Source organism: Clostridium sp. CM036 (assembly GCF_055081135.1).
This window is the reverse complement of record NZ_CM143652.1, coordinates 3,291,072-3,304,879: the sequence shown is the minus strand read 5'-3', so window position 1 is coordinate 3,304,879 and position 13,808 is coordinate 3,291,072. Positions and strand designations below refer to the sequence as shown.

The following is a 13,808-nucleotide window of genomic DNA, read 5'->3' as shown; positions in this document are numbered from 1 at the left end:
CCTCGCTATCTCGCTCAACCATATGTTTTTCTTAACGCATCTTAATTAAAAATAAAATAAGAAGTTCTAAATCTCGCTTCAATGCATTATACGTAATATATACTTTTTTTGCGTATAAAACTATTTATTATTTATTTTATAACCCTACACTAATTAAAAGCGCAGTATCTACTTTTTTCATATCTCCATCAGTCATATGACCAATTTTTTCTTTTAATCTTTTTTTATCTAATGTTCTTATTTGTTCTAGCAAAACTACAGAATCTTTATTTAATCCATACTCTTCTGAAGAAATTTCAACATGAGTAGGGAGTTTCGCCTTATTTATCTGGGAAGTAATAGCTGCAATAATAATAGTGGGACTGTACTTGTTACCAATATCATTTTGAAGTATAATTACAGGTCTAATCCCGCCTTGTTCCGAGCCTACAACCGGGCTCAAATCAGCATAAAATATATCTCCTCTTTTTACTATTGTTGTCATTTGACAAATCACTCTCCGAAAGCTTAACTTCGTATTCTTTAAAATCTTTAATATCAATTTCAAAACCCATATTAGCCATTTCTAAATTTAACTCAGCCATTTCTAAATATCCTTGTTTCATTTCATCTATATATTTAAGATTTTTCTTTCCCTCGATATATAGTATTATAGCTTCCCGAATAAATTCACTTCTTTTTTTACAATCTTTCGAAAGTATCTTATTAAATTCACTGTAAAGTTTTTTTGAGAGGTTTATTACTAATTTCTTTGAAGTTGACATAGAAAATTTAATACCTCCTAATAAGTAAAGCAACAATATGTATGAATATATTATAATTCAACCTACGTCAATCTGTCAAAGAAATTATTCGCGTTTTCGTTTTTTTTCGACAAGTAATTTTATGTTTAAATGGTTCATTCTACATATAATGCATGAATATTATACATATGTTTTTATCTTTACAACTCTACCTTCACTAACATAAACTCTTGGAACTCTTTTTCCAATCATGCAGATTACTTCGTAGTTTATCGTCCCTATTAATTCTGCTACTGTGTCTGCTGTAAATTTATTATTTTCATCCTCACCTATTAATATTACCTCATCGCCAATTTTGGCTCCATCAATTTCAGTAACATCAATCATGCACTGATCCATACAAATTTTACCTATTACTGGAGCGAATTTCCCTCTCAATATAACCTTTCCCTTTTGAAATAAGAGCCTTGTATACCCATCAGCATATCCAATTGGAAGTGTAGCTATAATACTTTCCTTCTCTGTTTTATACTTTCTTCCGTAACTCACATATTCTCCAGCAGGTAGTGTTTTTATGTGCACTACATTTGTTTTTAATGTCATTACAGGTTTTAAACTTATGTTTTCCTTATTTACCTCGCCTGACGGATAATAGCCATATACTATTATCCCTGGCCGCACTGCCTCATAATGAGTTTCTGGCAAATCTATAATAGCAGCACTATTAGCAATATGCCTCATTTTTATGTACACTTTTTTCTCTTTTAACTTTTCATAAAAAGCGTCGTATTTTTTTACTTGATCATAAGTATAGGTCTTATCTTTTTCATCCGCTGTAGAAAAATGACAAAATAACCCTTCTATGATTATGTTAGGTAGCTTGCTGATATTATATACCTCTTCAGCGCTTTCCTCATTTGGTAGATACCCTATCCTCCCCATACCGGTGTCTACCGCTATGTGAATTCTAGCTACCTTATTTTTCTTTTGAGCCATCCTTGACAGCTTGCTTGCAAATTTATAAGAGAATACTGTTTGTTCAATATCATATTTCAATAAATTATCAATTAAATTTGGTGGTGTAAACCCCAAAATCATTATTGGGCATTCTATACCTGATCGCCTAAGTTCCACCGCTTCACTTTGCTCTGCTACAGCTAATCTATTGGCACCATTTTTAATGAGTACCGGTGCTACGTCTACAGCTCCATGCCCATAGGCATCTGCTTTTACAACCGCTATAATATTCTCACTTCTAGCTACCCGCCTAATTTCTCTCATATTATGAGCTAACTTATCTAAATCAATCTCTGCCCACACGGGTCTTAAGTGTTTAAACATGCCTTCACCTCATTTGTTATTTATAGCTAACGCTACCGAACTGAAAGCTCTGATTGTTCAATTTTTACGTTAGGAAGAAAATCCGTATATTTTATCTCAATTTTTTCTTTATCATTGATATCATAAATAACCATTCTAGCCGGCAACATACTTTTAGTATTAACATAAAGCAACGCATTATTAATATTTTTATTATTACCAGGAATAAATAAGTTAATTACTGTGTATTCAATACCATTAATGGTTTTGATATCATATTCTATTTTCTCATTAGTATATAATAATCCTATGTATTCGCCGATAAAACTTAATTTAAGGACTTCATCAAAATCTTTGCTCTGTACATACTTTGTTCCATTGTTTTTGTCACTAATATAAATTTTATCATCAGCTTTAAAAATAAATACTCTGTTTTTGTTTAGCTCTAGCTTGTATCCGCCTCCCCTTAAATAGGTTTGTCTTGCCTTATAATTAATTGTCTGTTTATCATTCTTTACATCCATATTCATTTGTGCAGTATAACTTTCCATGTTTTTTAAAAATGTTGTAATATCATTAGTATCCTTTGGTTTCTTATAGCATGAAGTTAATAATAGCGAGCTTAAAATCAGCAAAAAGCTTAAAATTAATAGTGAATTTCTTTTCATTGTTATCCTCCTAGCGTTTCTCTAAAGATGCAAAAGAATTTTCAATTGTTAGATATCTAACGAAATATTCTACTACTAATCTATTACTAATAGTTGCATACTATTACTAAAATAACTAATTCCAATGAATAATGCCCGTCTCTACTTACAAACTTCTTCAATCTTTTTTGTAGCTTCCACTATAGCATAAGCCACAGCACTGTCTTCTCCATGAGATATACTAAGGTGAATATTGTATTCCCCTTCTTTTTTGGCTATTAACTTTGCCTTCCCCTTTAAGCTCACTACAGGCTTTCCAAGGGTTGTCCTGTCAATTTCAATATCTTTGAAATCAAATCCTCTAAATCCTGTCCCTAAAGCTTTTGCTACTGCTTCTTTAGCAGCAAACCTTCCGGCCACATATTCTGCCCTTAAATTTCTGCTTTTAAGATATTCTAATTCAACTGCTGTGAAGATTTTCTCTAAAAACTTCTCATTGCTCTCCATAGCCTTTTTTATCCTTCGTATTTCAACAATATCAGTACCGACACCAAGAATCATAACCATCACTCCCACTCATTGATCTATATTTATAAGTTTAGTTTTTGTATTTCGTAAAATACAGCTGTTAATTTTATCATTAGATATCTATATATAATACTCCTACTACCACAATAATATAATACAATTTTGATCATTTATTGTACTAATTGATCTATTATTTTATTTTTACAATAATTATAATATTGTCATCATTAAAAAATTGTTATACTAAGAATATATAGTTTTCAGCTGCATTGTTCTTTTGGAGTAATTTTATAACAGTCTCATAACTTTCCATTGTAAACCAAAAAGAGGAGCATTCTCCTCAGGAAGAGGTTCAGTTTCCTCATATGTTAGACTAATTAAATATTAGCAAGTAGCTATATTTTTTAAAATCTCATCAAAGTCACTAGTATATTCATCAATATAATCACCCAATATGTCAATCATGTGAATAGGTGATACCGTATTGTCATATAGCATTTTTAAAAGATTCTTAACTTTATGTCTTTGTGGGCTTATGTTTTCTACGCAATCTCTTTGTATACCTACCACTGATCCATCAACTATGTCTTGTCTTTCTATTTCAATACCATAAGCTTGTATTTCAGTAAGTTCACCATACATTGAAACGGAAATTTGACTTTTTACTAACCTATAAAAATAATTATGGTTTACATCACCATCTGTTACTTTTCTTAATAAATTCTCTATAACTACCATATATGTTTTCCCCCTATACTTATGTTATGAGAATACATTAACATTACTTTTCAAAATAATCTGTCACTTTATGAAACGCATTTCACATATATTATCTCTTTAAAATGACAACTTAAACCTTTTCCACCCATAATGCCACGATTAATAAAGAATAGTAAACCATCCACATATATATGAGCTAGATTATTTTGTCGAAATTATAATAAATATAACTAAAAGTTTTTAATATAAAATCGAATATTTTTTAGCAAATTAGAACTATTCTTTATAATCACCTTCATTATTATGAAAATTATGATTATAATGTAAACATTTGTCATGATAATCAGGTATTCTATTTACTATTTTCTCTATTCTTTAATTTCATTACGTTATTTGTATTTTTTTCCTTTATTCTCTTAACCATTTTATATCTATAAGCTCCAATTCATTTTCATAAATATTCCAATATCGATAATGCTGTAATAACTACAGTACACTCATCTTTACTATAATCCTCAATAAAAATAAATAACCCCTTACCAATAGGTAAGCTACCTAAGGGTAAGGGATCATAATTTACAGCATCTTTAAAAACGCTGGGAATGCTACAGATAATCCTGTAATAATAAGTCCACATAGGAAAGATCCTACAACAGCACACATGACAGATCTTTTAAAATCCAACTTTAAAAAAGCAGCTATCGCAGTCCCTGTCCAAACTCCTGTGGTAGGAAGAGGTATCGCTATAAAAGTTATAAGCGCTATTTCTTCAAACTTTTGAAATTTAGATTTGTTCTTGCTTATTTTTTTATCAATTAGGTTATATATACCACTAGTTAACTTATATTTACCTAACAATTCAAATATTTTATTAAAGCATATCAATACAAAGGGAACCGGAAGCAAACTTCCAACGAAAGTCAATAGAAATACTGTTATAGGACTCATATTGTACACATTTATTCCAAGAGGTATAGAAAATTTCTGTTCCATAAGAGGAACTGCCGCTAGCAATAATACTTTTAACCAATTCATATAAACTCTCCTTATTTATAAATTATCTTCGTAATTATTTTTCAAAATTTTAAATATCTATTACGTGATGTTGTCTGCTCTCACCGATGAAAAACACTGCCAGAGCCCCTGGGCCACTAAATCTTCCAACTACTGGTCCGATATAATGAATAATTACTTCTTTAACCACAACCTTTGCGAGTATTTCCTCTTTAAGTCTTACAGCTTCATCATAACAATCTGCATGACAGATAGCTATAGTTTGAGTTTCAGGATTTTTAATCTTCTCCTTCACTATTTCTGCAAGCTTAGTTAGAGATTTTTTACGCCCTCGAACCTTGAGTACCGGCATTACACGTCCGACCTGGTTAATAGTAAGTATAGGCTTTATATGTAGTACTAGCCCTAGAGTAGCCGCTACATTAGATATCCTTCCACCTCTTTTTAAAAAATTTAAATCCTGCACAGTGATGTAAGTATTTAAATTTTGTATGTTTTCTTCTATTTGGCATACAATCTTCTCCAAAGTGTAGCCTTCATTTTTCATTTCCACGGCTTTTTTAACCATAAGACCTTGACCCAGTGATGCTGTTAACACGTCAATGATATATATACACGAATTAGGGAACTCTTCTAATATAGCAGTTTTACCAATATTAGCACTGTTATAGGTGCCACTAAGGCCTGAAGACACTCCAATATAAATTACATCCTTACCATTTTCTACAGCTGATTTGAAAATTTTATAGAAGCTTTCAGAATTTGCTTGAGAGGTATTAGGTAATGCTCCCTCCCGAAGGTCATCAAAAAATTGTTTGTGACTTAGGCTTTGTCCTAAATCATCTGAGTACTCTCTACCATTGTAACTAAATGGCAACATAGCAAAAGGGATATTATTACCGTAAATGTATTCCTTGGGCAAATCACAGCAAGAATCTGTCATAATAACAAAATCTCTCATTTGCATTCCTCCTACGTTTTATATTAATCATATTGTGGCAACCTTTAAGAAGGAAAATACATCTTTTTCACATAAAAAAATGTTTTGCCATTTTTCTTTATAATTCTTCAAATTTGTTACACAATCATTTAAAAACTATAGCATAAAAAGCGTTTACTGTAAAATAAAATTGCTCTAAATTGGTAAATTGTTATTGCTTTCTAAATATTCCTATACTATACTTTATAGCAATAACTATTATTTTCGAATAGTTATTAAAGGAGCGATATAAATGAATGCATTAGAAGTGACAAAGGATATTTACTGGGTAGGTGCACTAGACCCTAATCTTAGAATTTTTGATATAATTATGTATACCCCTTTTGGTACTACTTATAACTCTTATGTAGTAAAAGGTAGTGAAAAAACTGCAGTATTTGAAACGGTAAAAGAGAAATTTTTTGATGAATATCTAGAAAGATTAAAATCTTTAGACATTAATATAGAAAACATTGATTATATAGTAGTAGATCATACTGAGCCAGACCATGCAGGCTCAGTAGGAAAACTTTTAGAAATTGCTAAAAATGCTAAAGTAGTAGGATCACCTGCAGCAATTGGATTTCTTAAAGAAATCATAAATAGAGATTTTGAATATATAACTGTAGGAGACGGGGATAGTCTAAGTCTTGGAAATAAAACCTTATCTTTTATTTCAGCACCTTTTCTTCACTGGCCAGATTCAATTTATACCTATGTTGCACAAAACAAGCTACTTATCACTTGTGATTCCTTTGGAAGTCACTACGCAAGTGATGCGATGTATAATGATTTAAACCGAAACCAAGAAGATTATTGCGAAGCCTTAAAATATTACTTTGACTCTATTATGGGACCCTTTAAACCTTATGTGTTAAAAGCTATAGATAAAATAAAGGACCTGCCAATAGATATAATATGCCCAGGTCATGGTCCTATTTTAAGAGAAGATCCCTTAAGTGTCGTAAATCAATACAAACAGTGGAGCCTTCCTGAAAAATCACCCCAAGACGAAACACAGGTTACCTTATGCTACGTTTCAGCTTATGGCTATACTGAAACTGTAGCTAAAAAAATAGAAGAAGGTATAAAATCCAATAGTAATTTCAAAGTTAACATGTATGATGTTATCTATCATGATATGAATGATATTTTAAAAAGCATAGATAAGTCTGAAGGAATAATTTTTGGTTCTCCTACCATAAATGGAGACGCTCTAAAACCTATATGGGATATTCTAGTAAATTTAAATCCTATAGTTCATGGTGGAAAAGTAGCCTCCGCATTTGGTTCTTATGGTTGGAGTGGTGAAGCTGTTCCAAATATAGAGGATAGATTAAAACAAATTAATCTAGATTTATATCCTTCTATGAAATTTAAATTTAAACCTTCTGAAAAAGATTTAAACTTTGCCTTTAAATTTGGAGAAAGTTTTGCGGAGAAAATAGCTGAAAAAATTAAAATAAAAAACAGTCCCGCTAAACCTTCTACGGAGAAACGATGGAAATGCATCGTTTGCGGCGAAGAATTTGATGGAGAGAAACCACCTGAAATATGCCCTGCTTGTGGTGCAAGTGCTGATCAATTTATTCAAGTATCAGAAGATGTAATTACCTTTAGTTCTGATAAAAAAGAAAAATTCTTAATTATTGGTAACGGCGCTGCTGGATATTATGCTGCTGATGCCATAAGAAAAAGAAACAAACAATGCGTTATAGAAATGATATCTAATGAATCACAATTAACCTATTACAGGCCTTCAATTTCCGATGGCATAAGTGAAGACCTTAAAGATGATACTTTCTACCTCTCTCCAAAAGAGTGGTATGTGGATAACAATATAAAGCTTACCTTAGGAGTGCAAGTTCAAAGCTTAAACCCTGAAGAAAAGCAAATATTACTTGAGGGTGGTACCGCTATAAGTTACGATAAACTAATATTAGCAAATGGGAGTAAAAACCATATGATTCCTGTAGAAGGAGTAGATAAACAAGGAGTATTCACACTGCGAAGTCTAAAGGATTTAGAATCCATTAAGAATAAGATGAAGACCTCCAAAAGCGTAGTTATTGTAGGTGGTGGACTTTTAGGTCTTGAAGCTGCATATGAAATAAAAAAGGCTGGCCTCAAAGTTTCAGTAGTTGAATTTAGTGATTCCCTACTTGTTAAGCAATTAGATAGTGAAGGTAGCCTTATACTTAAAACTGCAGTTGAAAACGAAAATATTGAAATTATATTGGGAGATTCAGTAAATCTTATAAACGGTGAAAACGGTGTTACATCAGTTACACTCAAAAGTGGAAAAACAATAGATGCAGACTTAGTACTATTTTCAACAGGTATTGCACCAAACAAAAACATAGCTGATAACACTAATATAAAAACTAACAGAGGCATACTAGTCAATGAAAATATGGAAACTAATATTAGTGGCATATATGCCTGCGGTGACATTGCAGAATTTGAAGGCACCGTATATGGAAATTGGCCTGCCGCTGTAGACATGGGTAAGATTGCAGGTATAAACGCAGTAGGAGATAATAAATCCTATGTGCACGCACTTGGTGTTATATCCTTTAACGCCATGGGCCTAGAACTATTATCTGTAGGTGAGATTTCAAAGAATCAATTTAAAGCTATTAGCTCGAAAGATAGTGAAAACAACCTATACAAAAAATTATTCTTTAATAAAGACATCATAACCGGTGGAATTATAATTGGAGACAACAAATCCTCCGCCAAACTAATAAGTGACATTGAGGAGTCAAAATCACTTGAAGAAGTAATGAAGGAATCTTTGATCTAATAAGACAAAAAGGCACATAGGACTTTACGGTCTTATGTGCCTTTTTTATTTTATTAATTATACTTTTACTTTAGTGCCTTATCAATACCCTCTGCCAATGCCCTCGCTATCTTATCTTGGTAAGAGTCACTTGCAAGCAATTTATCCTCAGAAGCATTAGATTGAAAACCCATTTCCACTAAAATAACAGGTACCTTAGACCAATTAAATCCTGTCATATCATTTCTTTCCACAACGCCTCTATCCTTCATACCAACCTTATTAATTAAACTACTAAAAACTATCTCTCCATATTTTTTACTTGTCTTATATATGGCATTTGTATTTTTAGTATCTGCAGGTACAAGCATTGATGCTCCTTTAACAGATGAATTATCATCTCCATCCGCATGGATTCTTATAACTAAATCCGCCTGATTATCGTTGCCGAACTCGGCCCTTGCTTTACTTCCCATAACTATGTTATTTTGCGTTTTAGTCATTTTTACAGTATATCCTTTTTCCTGTAGTACACTTTTGAGTTTAACTGCTACCGCCATATTAACCACGTATTCAGGAGTTCTTGTATTAACACCCTGAGCACCACCCGGTTCAATTACTTTCATTGTACTTGAACCTGGATCTTGTTGCTCTTTTTTGCTACTAGTAACACTGCCATGTCCTGGATCTATAACAACAACTTTTTGAGAACTTCCAATTGAGCTTTTCTTATCTTCATCAGTTTTAATCTGTGATTTTATCTCTATCAAAGCTTTTGCTTTTGCTTCTTCTTCTTTTTTCGCCTTAGCTAATGCTTCTTCTTTCACTTTTAGCGCTGCTTCTTCTTTCGCTAATTTTTCTTCTTTAGCTTTAGTTAATGCTTCTTCTTTAATCTTCATAGTTTGTACAGATCTTTCATGTTTTTTTACGGCATAGTTTGTACTATATAATGCACCACCCAAAATAGCTAAACACATGAACGCTAATATTATTTTTTTCTTTTTTAACATTTTAAATCCCCCAGCCTTTCTCTGCATACAACAAAAAATATTATTGCTTATTTCCCCATTTATTTATTAACATAACCATAATTATATCAGATTAGCAGCTAAAATAAAAAAGCATATGTTCACTGTTATGTTTTGTACATTATATTCCAAAAATTTCATAGTATTACGACGAGCTAAAAAGCCTAAGATAATAACATTAGTAATCAAATTTTAAAAAGGAGGAATTTTAATGCCACACAAAGACGATATATATTACGATGAAGACCGTGATAAAATAGAAAAAGCTAATAAAATAGAGGATCTCCAGAACTTAGAAAAAGTCCTACTAGAACCGAGCGATGCCTTAACTAGCACTATAATATTGCATCATTAGAATAGGTCAGTAAATCAAGAGAAAAAACTGAAATATCTATACAAAAAAAATAAAAAGCTAGCAAAATTAAATTTTGCTAGCTTTTTTATATTTGTTTAAATAAAGGGATTGGGTTCTAGCATTAACTTAGTCTCTTCCTTGGGGGGATAAAGATTATTAGTACTATATGTATTAGAAGTTTCTATAGTTTTATTGTATATTAATTTTGCCTATTTGTCAATAATTATTATTATTTAATATCTTTTATATCGCGAATTCTTCTTCGCCATTTAAAATGAACTTATAAATAATATGTGCAACCCCATCTTGCTCGTTAGTTTTAGTTATAAAATTTGCAGCTCTTTTAACTTCTGGGAATGCATTCCCCATAGCAACTCCTAAGCCGGCATATTTAATCATATGAATATCATTACCTGCATCTCCTATGCATATAACCTCTTCTTGTTTAATATTTAGCTCCTTCGCTAGAGCCGCTACCCCTGTACCTTTATTAACTGATTTATGAAGAAACTCTAAATAGAAAGGTGCACTTCTAACTATTGTGTACTTATCACTTACTTCTTCAGGAATTCTTTGCATTACTTCATCTATAATGTCTGGCTCGTCCACAAACATAACCTTAACTATAGTAGTACCTTCTTCTACATCCTCAACAGCTATTACCTCATTAGAAATATGATTCATTTCTGCTTCATTTCTAGTGTATTTAGTATCCTTAGGCGAAATTACCGTATTCTCTGTTAATGCATGTATATTCACCTTTAGCTCTTTGCTTAATTCATACAAATATTTATAATCTTCAATAGTTAATGTTGTTTTAGCTATCGTTCTGTTACCTTCAGTATTTTGAACTAAAGCTCCATTAAATGCTACTGCATAATTATCTTCTGAAATTAAGTTAAGTTCTTCTAAATATCTTTTAAACCCAACTAAAGGTCTTCCTGATGCTAGTACAACTTTTATTCCATTTTTTTTTGCTTGTTGTATTGCGTCAAAATTCACTTGTGAAATTTGTTTTTTATCATTTAATAATGTTCCATCCATATCTAGTGCTATTAATTTATACATTCAATTACCTCCGTGTTAAAAACATTTCTTAGACCAGTTTAAGTATAACATATAATTTTATAAGTAATGGATTTCATTCTCTATAAATTCTCCGGTAATTTTACATTCAAAATAACTAAATTCATATATTTATTATGAATTAAAGCATATCATACCGTTAAGTTCCACATAAAATAATGTCATTTTTACTATACTTAGGTAATATACTGACTATAATATGTAAAATAGCACACTTACACTTATAAGGAGGTTATATATATGATGCTAAAAAAAGAAAAACCACTGATTATTACTCTATCTATCCTTATTTTAGCAGCATTATTATATGTCGTTTTCTCCTTAAATAAATTGGCTACGCCCAATGCATCTTCAAATATTCCTTCACAAAAAGGAGTACTTGAACTTTCAAATTGGGATTTTCATAAAGATGGATATACTTCCCTTGACGGGCAATGGCAATTTTACTGTCAGCAATTACTATCGCCAAAAGATTTTACTAATAATTCTCCCCTTCCCTCTTATATAGAAATGCCAATGCCTTGGAATAAATATAATAAAAATTATGATTCTAATGGTTATGCTACATATAGTTTAACAATAAATTTAAATTCAAAATATAAAGATACACTTTTAGGCATAAGTCTTCCTCCCATGTTATCTTCATATAAATTATGGATTAATGGACAGCTCTTTTCATCTAATGGTATTGTTGGCAAAAGTAGTTCTTCCGAGCTTCCTAAATCTCTTCCAATTACCAGCTATTTTATGAATAATAATGACAAAATACATTTAGTACTTCAAATTTCAAATCATAACTTTAGAGAAGGAGGTACCCGTGGCAATATTTATCTAGGATTGCAGTCCCAAATGGCGAATAAAAGAGACGCATCAATTGCACTTGGATTTTTTTACTTTGGTATACTGCTTATAATGGGCTTATATCACTTATGGTTATATGCTTTTAGAATAGATGATACTTCTAATCTTTATTTTGGTATTTTTTGCATAATTGCATCTTTAAGGGCCTTAACTGTTGGTAACAATTATTTTTTAACCTTATATGATAACGTAAGCTATAGCCTAGCTCTTAAACTGGACTACTTAACTTTCTATGCAGCAGTTTATTTTATACTTATTTACACATGCGTAGTTTTTAAACTAAATTACTCAAAAAAAATTATAATAATCTATAACTTTTTTTCCCTATTCTTTATAGTTACTACTGTTTTTATTTCCCCACTAATTGCTTCAAAACTCCTTAGGATATTTCAAATATTCAATAATTTAAATGACTATTCTTTATTAGGATTCTTCATTATCGTACTTTTAAATACTTTTATATTGGCAATGAATCATTCTAAAGCATATAAAAAAATCGAAACTTTATCTAAGGAAAATGAAGAGTGTCTTTTAAGAGAGAAGCTTAGAGAATCTACCTTTCTTCTAAATTCATCCTTGAATTTAGAAGAAGTTCTAGATAAATTATTGAAAAATTTAAAACAATTAGTGCCTTATGACAGCGCATCATTTTTCATGGAAGAAAACAACCATTTCAATATTATGGCGGGAACTGGTTTCAAAAACATAAATGAGGTATACAAAATTCACATAAGTAAAAAAGATGATAAGCTATTTAAAGAAATATATGAAACTAATACTACTTTATTAGTTTCGAACGTTAAACAAGATCCACGTTTTACGCATTATATAGGTCTACCCAATATTGAAAGTTGGATGGGCATCCCTATAATCTTTAAAAATAAAATCATTGGAATCTTAACATTAGATTCAGTTCAAAAAAACATTTATACTAAGAATCACTGTGATATAGCCTTATCCTTTTCCCACCATGCAGGAATGGCTATAGAAAATGCTACCTTGCATGGCAAAGCTAAAAAGCTAGCTTGCATTGACTCTCTAACTAATTTGTACAACAGACGAAGTTTTTTTGAACTTGCAAATATAAGCTTTGATAAGGCTAAATTATTGCTACAACCTATTTCATTCATTATGATTGACATTGACGATTTCAAAAAAATTAACGATAGCCTAGGCCACCATACTGGAGACTTAGTTTTAAAACGTCTATCGAAAATTTGCTTAGAAAATCTAAGTGAAAATCATGTTTTAGGTCGTTTTGGGGGTGAAGAATTTATTATATTATTACCTAACACCTCCTTTGAAGGTGCTGAAATAATCGGAGAAAATCTGCGCAGTGCTATAGAAAATAATCCTTTAATTATTAGAACATCAGATTCAATACCTATCACCTCAAGCCTTGGAGTTGCTACACTTACTCCTACTGTTCAAGATTTGAATTATTTATGCATAGCAGCGGATAAAGCCATGTACCGAGCAAAGGCTCTTGGTAAAAATAAAGTTGTATCAATAAATTTGGACTCTAAGAGTAATTTATACACCGCTGAGTGAATTAGAAAAAAGTTATCCACATTGTTTTCCGCAAGTTGTTCCTATATCAGCTCAACAGACTCTTCATCTAACCCATTCATAGGTTCATTAAATAATCAAGATTTTTTATAAAGTTCATAACATTTTATCTACTGCTATACCAATTAATTATTTAACCATCAAACTTTTCTCCGTTTTTTTAGTAACAAATA

The 13,808-nt window shown here is 31.2% G+C and carries 13 protein-coding genes; 3 read left to right on the top strand and 10 right to left on the bottom strand.

Annotation, left to right across the window (positions count from 1 at the left end):
• Nucleotides 1–136 precede the first annotated feature (136 nt).
• From ACWJKE_RS15660 to ACWJKE_RS15625, 8 genes are all read right to left on the bottom strand, one after another.
• On the bottom strand, nt 137–484 hold the full coding sequence (locus ACWJKE_RS15660; RefSeq protein WP_071614469.1) for a type II toxin-antitoxin system PemK/MazF family toxin: 348 nt from the start codon (nt 482–484) through the stop codon (nt 137–139).
• On the bottom strand, nt 444–764 hold the full coding sequence (locus ACWJKE_RS15655; RefSeq protein WP_165412526.1) for a CopG family ribbon-helix-helix protein: 321 nt from the start codon (nt 762–764) through the stop codon (nt 444–446). The genes ACWJKE_RS15660 and ACWJKE_RS15655 overlap by 41 nt, the downstream gene beginning before the upstream one ends.
• A 159-nt stretch (nt 765–923) precedes the next feature.
• The gene (alr, locus tag ACWJKE_RS15650; RefSeq protein WP_216302615.1) at nt 924–2,084 is read right to left on the bottom strand and encodes an alanine racemase; all 1,161 of its coding nucleotides are present in this window, start codon (nt 2,082–2,084) and stop codon (nt 924–926) included.
• A 32-nt stretch (nt 2,085–2,116) separates the two neighbouring features.
• The gene (locus tag ACWJKE_RS15645; RefSeq protein ID WP_216302614.1) at nt 2,117–2,731 is read right to left on the bottom strand and encodes a germination lipoprotein GerS-related protein; all 615 of its coding nucleotides are present in this window, start codon (nt 2,729–2,731) and stop codon (nt 2,117–2,119) included.
• Nucleotides 2,732–2,872: 141 nt separating this feature from the next.
• Complete coding sequence (gene acpS, locus ACWJKE_RS15640; RefSeq protein ID WP_165412523.1) at nt 2,873–3,271, bottom strand: holo-ACP synthase; 399 nt, start codon at nt 3,269–3,271, stop codon at nt 2,873–2,875.
• Between the two features lie 351 nt (nt 3,272–3,622).
• Entirely contained in the window at nt 3,623–3,976 is a 354-nt protein-coding gene (locus tag ACWJKE_RS15635; protein WP_165412522.1) for a DUF6514 family protein, read from the bottom strand.
• 558 nt (nt 3,977–4,534) lie between these two features.
• Nucleotides 4,535–4,993 carry a COG2426 family protein gene (locus ACWJKE_RS15630; protein WP_216302613.1) on the bottom strand — a complete coding sequence of 153 codons (459 nt, stop codon included), beginning with the start codon at nt 4,991–4,993 and terminating at the stop codon, nt 4,535–4,537.
• 49 nt (nt 4,994–5,042) lie between these two features.
• Entirely contained in the window at nt 5,043–5,933 is an 891-nt protein-coding gene (locus ACWJKE_RS15625) for a DegV family protein (protein WP_216302612.1), read from the bottom strand.
• A 271-nt stretch (nt 5,934–6,204) separates the two neighbouring features.
• On the opposite strand from ACWJKE_RS15625, the gene ACWJKE_RS15620 reads away from it, so the two are divergent.
• Complete coding sequence (locus ACWJKE_RS15620; protein ID WP_462958978.1) at nt 6,205–8,757, top strand: FAD-dependent oxidoreductase; 2,553 nt, start codon at nt 6,205–6,207, stop codon at nt 8,755–8,757.
• A gap of 65 nt (nt 8,758–8,822) precedes the next feature.
• Here the strand turns inward: ACWJKE_RS15620 and ACWJKE_RS15615 are convergent, their stop codons facing one another.
• Nucleotides 8,823–9,746 carry an N-acetylmuramoyl-L-alanine amidase family protein gene (locus ACWJKE_RS15615; protein ID WP_462958977.1) on the bottom strand — a complete coding sequence of 308 codons (924 nt, stop codon included), beginning with the start codon at nt 9,744–9,746 and terminating at the stop codon, nt 8,823–8,825.
• Nucleotides 9,747–9,975: 229 nt separating this feature from the next.
• Here ACWJKE_RS15615 and ACWJKE_RS15610 point away from each other — a divergent pair, with 229 nt between their 5' ends.
• Nucleotides 9,976–10,119, top strand: coding sequence for a hypothetical protein (locus tag ACWJKE_RS15610; RefSeq protein WP_216302609.1), 144 nt, complete (start codon nt 9,976–9,978; stop codon nt 10,117–10,119).
• A 243-nt stretch (nt 10,120–10,362) separates the two neighbouring features.
• Here the strand turns inward: ACWJKE_RS15610 and yidA are convergent, their stop codons facing one another.
• The gene (yidA, locus tag ACWJKE_RS15605) at nt 10,363–11,187 is read right to left on the bottom strand and encodes a sugar-phosphatase (protein ID WP_462958976.1); all 825 of its coding nucleotides are present in this window, start codon (nt 11,185–11,187) and stop codon (nt 10,363–10,365) included.
• Between the two features lie 258 nt (nt 11,188–11,445).
• On the opposite strand from yidA, the gene ACWJKE_RS15600 reads away from it, so the two are divergent.
• Complete coding sequence (locus ACWJKE_RS15600) at nt 11,446–13,617, top strand: diguanylate cyclase (RefSeq protein ID WP_462958975.1); 2,172 nt, start codon at nt 11,446–11,448, stop codon at nt 13,615–13,617.
• Nucleotides 13,618–13,808: the final 191 nt, after the last annotated feature.

What these genes read in the sequence shown, in the direction of transcription:
- ACWJKE_RS15660 (WP_071614469.1), bottom strand. Translation starts at nt 484, where the DNA reads ATGACAACAATAGTAAAAAGAGGAGATATATTTTATGCTGATTTGAGC.
- ACWJKE_RS15655 (WP_165412526.1), bottom strand. Translation starts at nt 764, where the DNA reads ATGTCAACTTCAAAGAAATTAGTAATAAACCTCTCAAAAAAACTTTAC.
- alr (WP_216302615.1), bottom strand. Translation starts at nt 2,084, where the DNA reads ATGTTTAAACACTTAAGACCCGTGTGGGCAGAGATTGATTTAGATAAG.
- ACWJKE_RS15645 (WP_216302614.1), bottom strand. Translation starts at nt 2,731, where the DNA reads ATGAAAAGAAATTCACTATTAATTTTAAGCTTTTTGCTGATTTTAAGC.
- acpS (WP_165412523.1), bottom strand. Translation starts at nt 3,271, where the DNA reads ATGATTCTTGGTGTCGGTACTGATATTGTTGAAATACGAAGGATAAAA.
- ACWJKE_RS15635 (WP_165412522.1), bottom strand. Translation starts at nt 3,976, where the DNA reads ATGGTAGTTATAGAGAATTTATTAAGAAAAGTAACAGATGGTGATGTA.
- ACWJKE_RS15630 (WP_216302613.1), bottom strand. Translation starts at nt 4,993, where the DNA reads ATGAATTGGTTAAAAGTATTATTGCTAGCGGCAGTTCCTCTTATGGAA.
- ACWJKE_RS15625 (WP_216302612.1), bottom strand. Translation starts at nt 5,933, where the DNA reads ATGAGAGATTTTGTTATTATGACAGATTCTTGCTGTGATTTGCCCAAG.
- ACWJKE_RS15620 (WP_462958978.1), top strand. Translation starts at nt 6,205, where the DNA reads ATGAATGCATTAGAAGTGACAAAGGATATTTACTGGGTAGGTGCACTA.
- ACWJKE_RS15615 (WP_462958977.1), bottom strand. Translation starts at nt 9,746, where the DNA reads ATGTTAAAAAAGAAAAAAATAATATTAGCGTTCATGTGTTTAGCTATT.
- ACWJKE_RS15610 (WP_216302609.1), top strand. Translation starts at nt 9,976, where the DNA reads ATGCCACACAAAGACGATATATATTACGATGAAGACCGTGATAAAATA.
- yidA (WP_462958976.1), bottom strand. Translation starts at nt 11,187, where the DNA reads ATGTATAAATTAATAGCACTAGATATGGATGGAACATTATTAAATGAT.
- ACWJKE_RS15600 (WP_462958975.1), top strand. Translation starts at nt 11,446, where the DNA reads ATGATGCTAAAAAAAGAAAAACCACTGATTATTACTCTATCTATCCTT.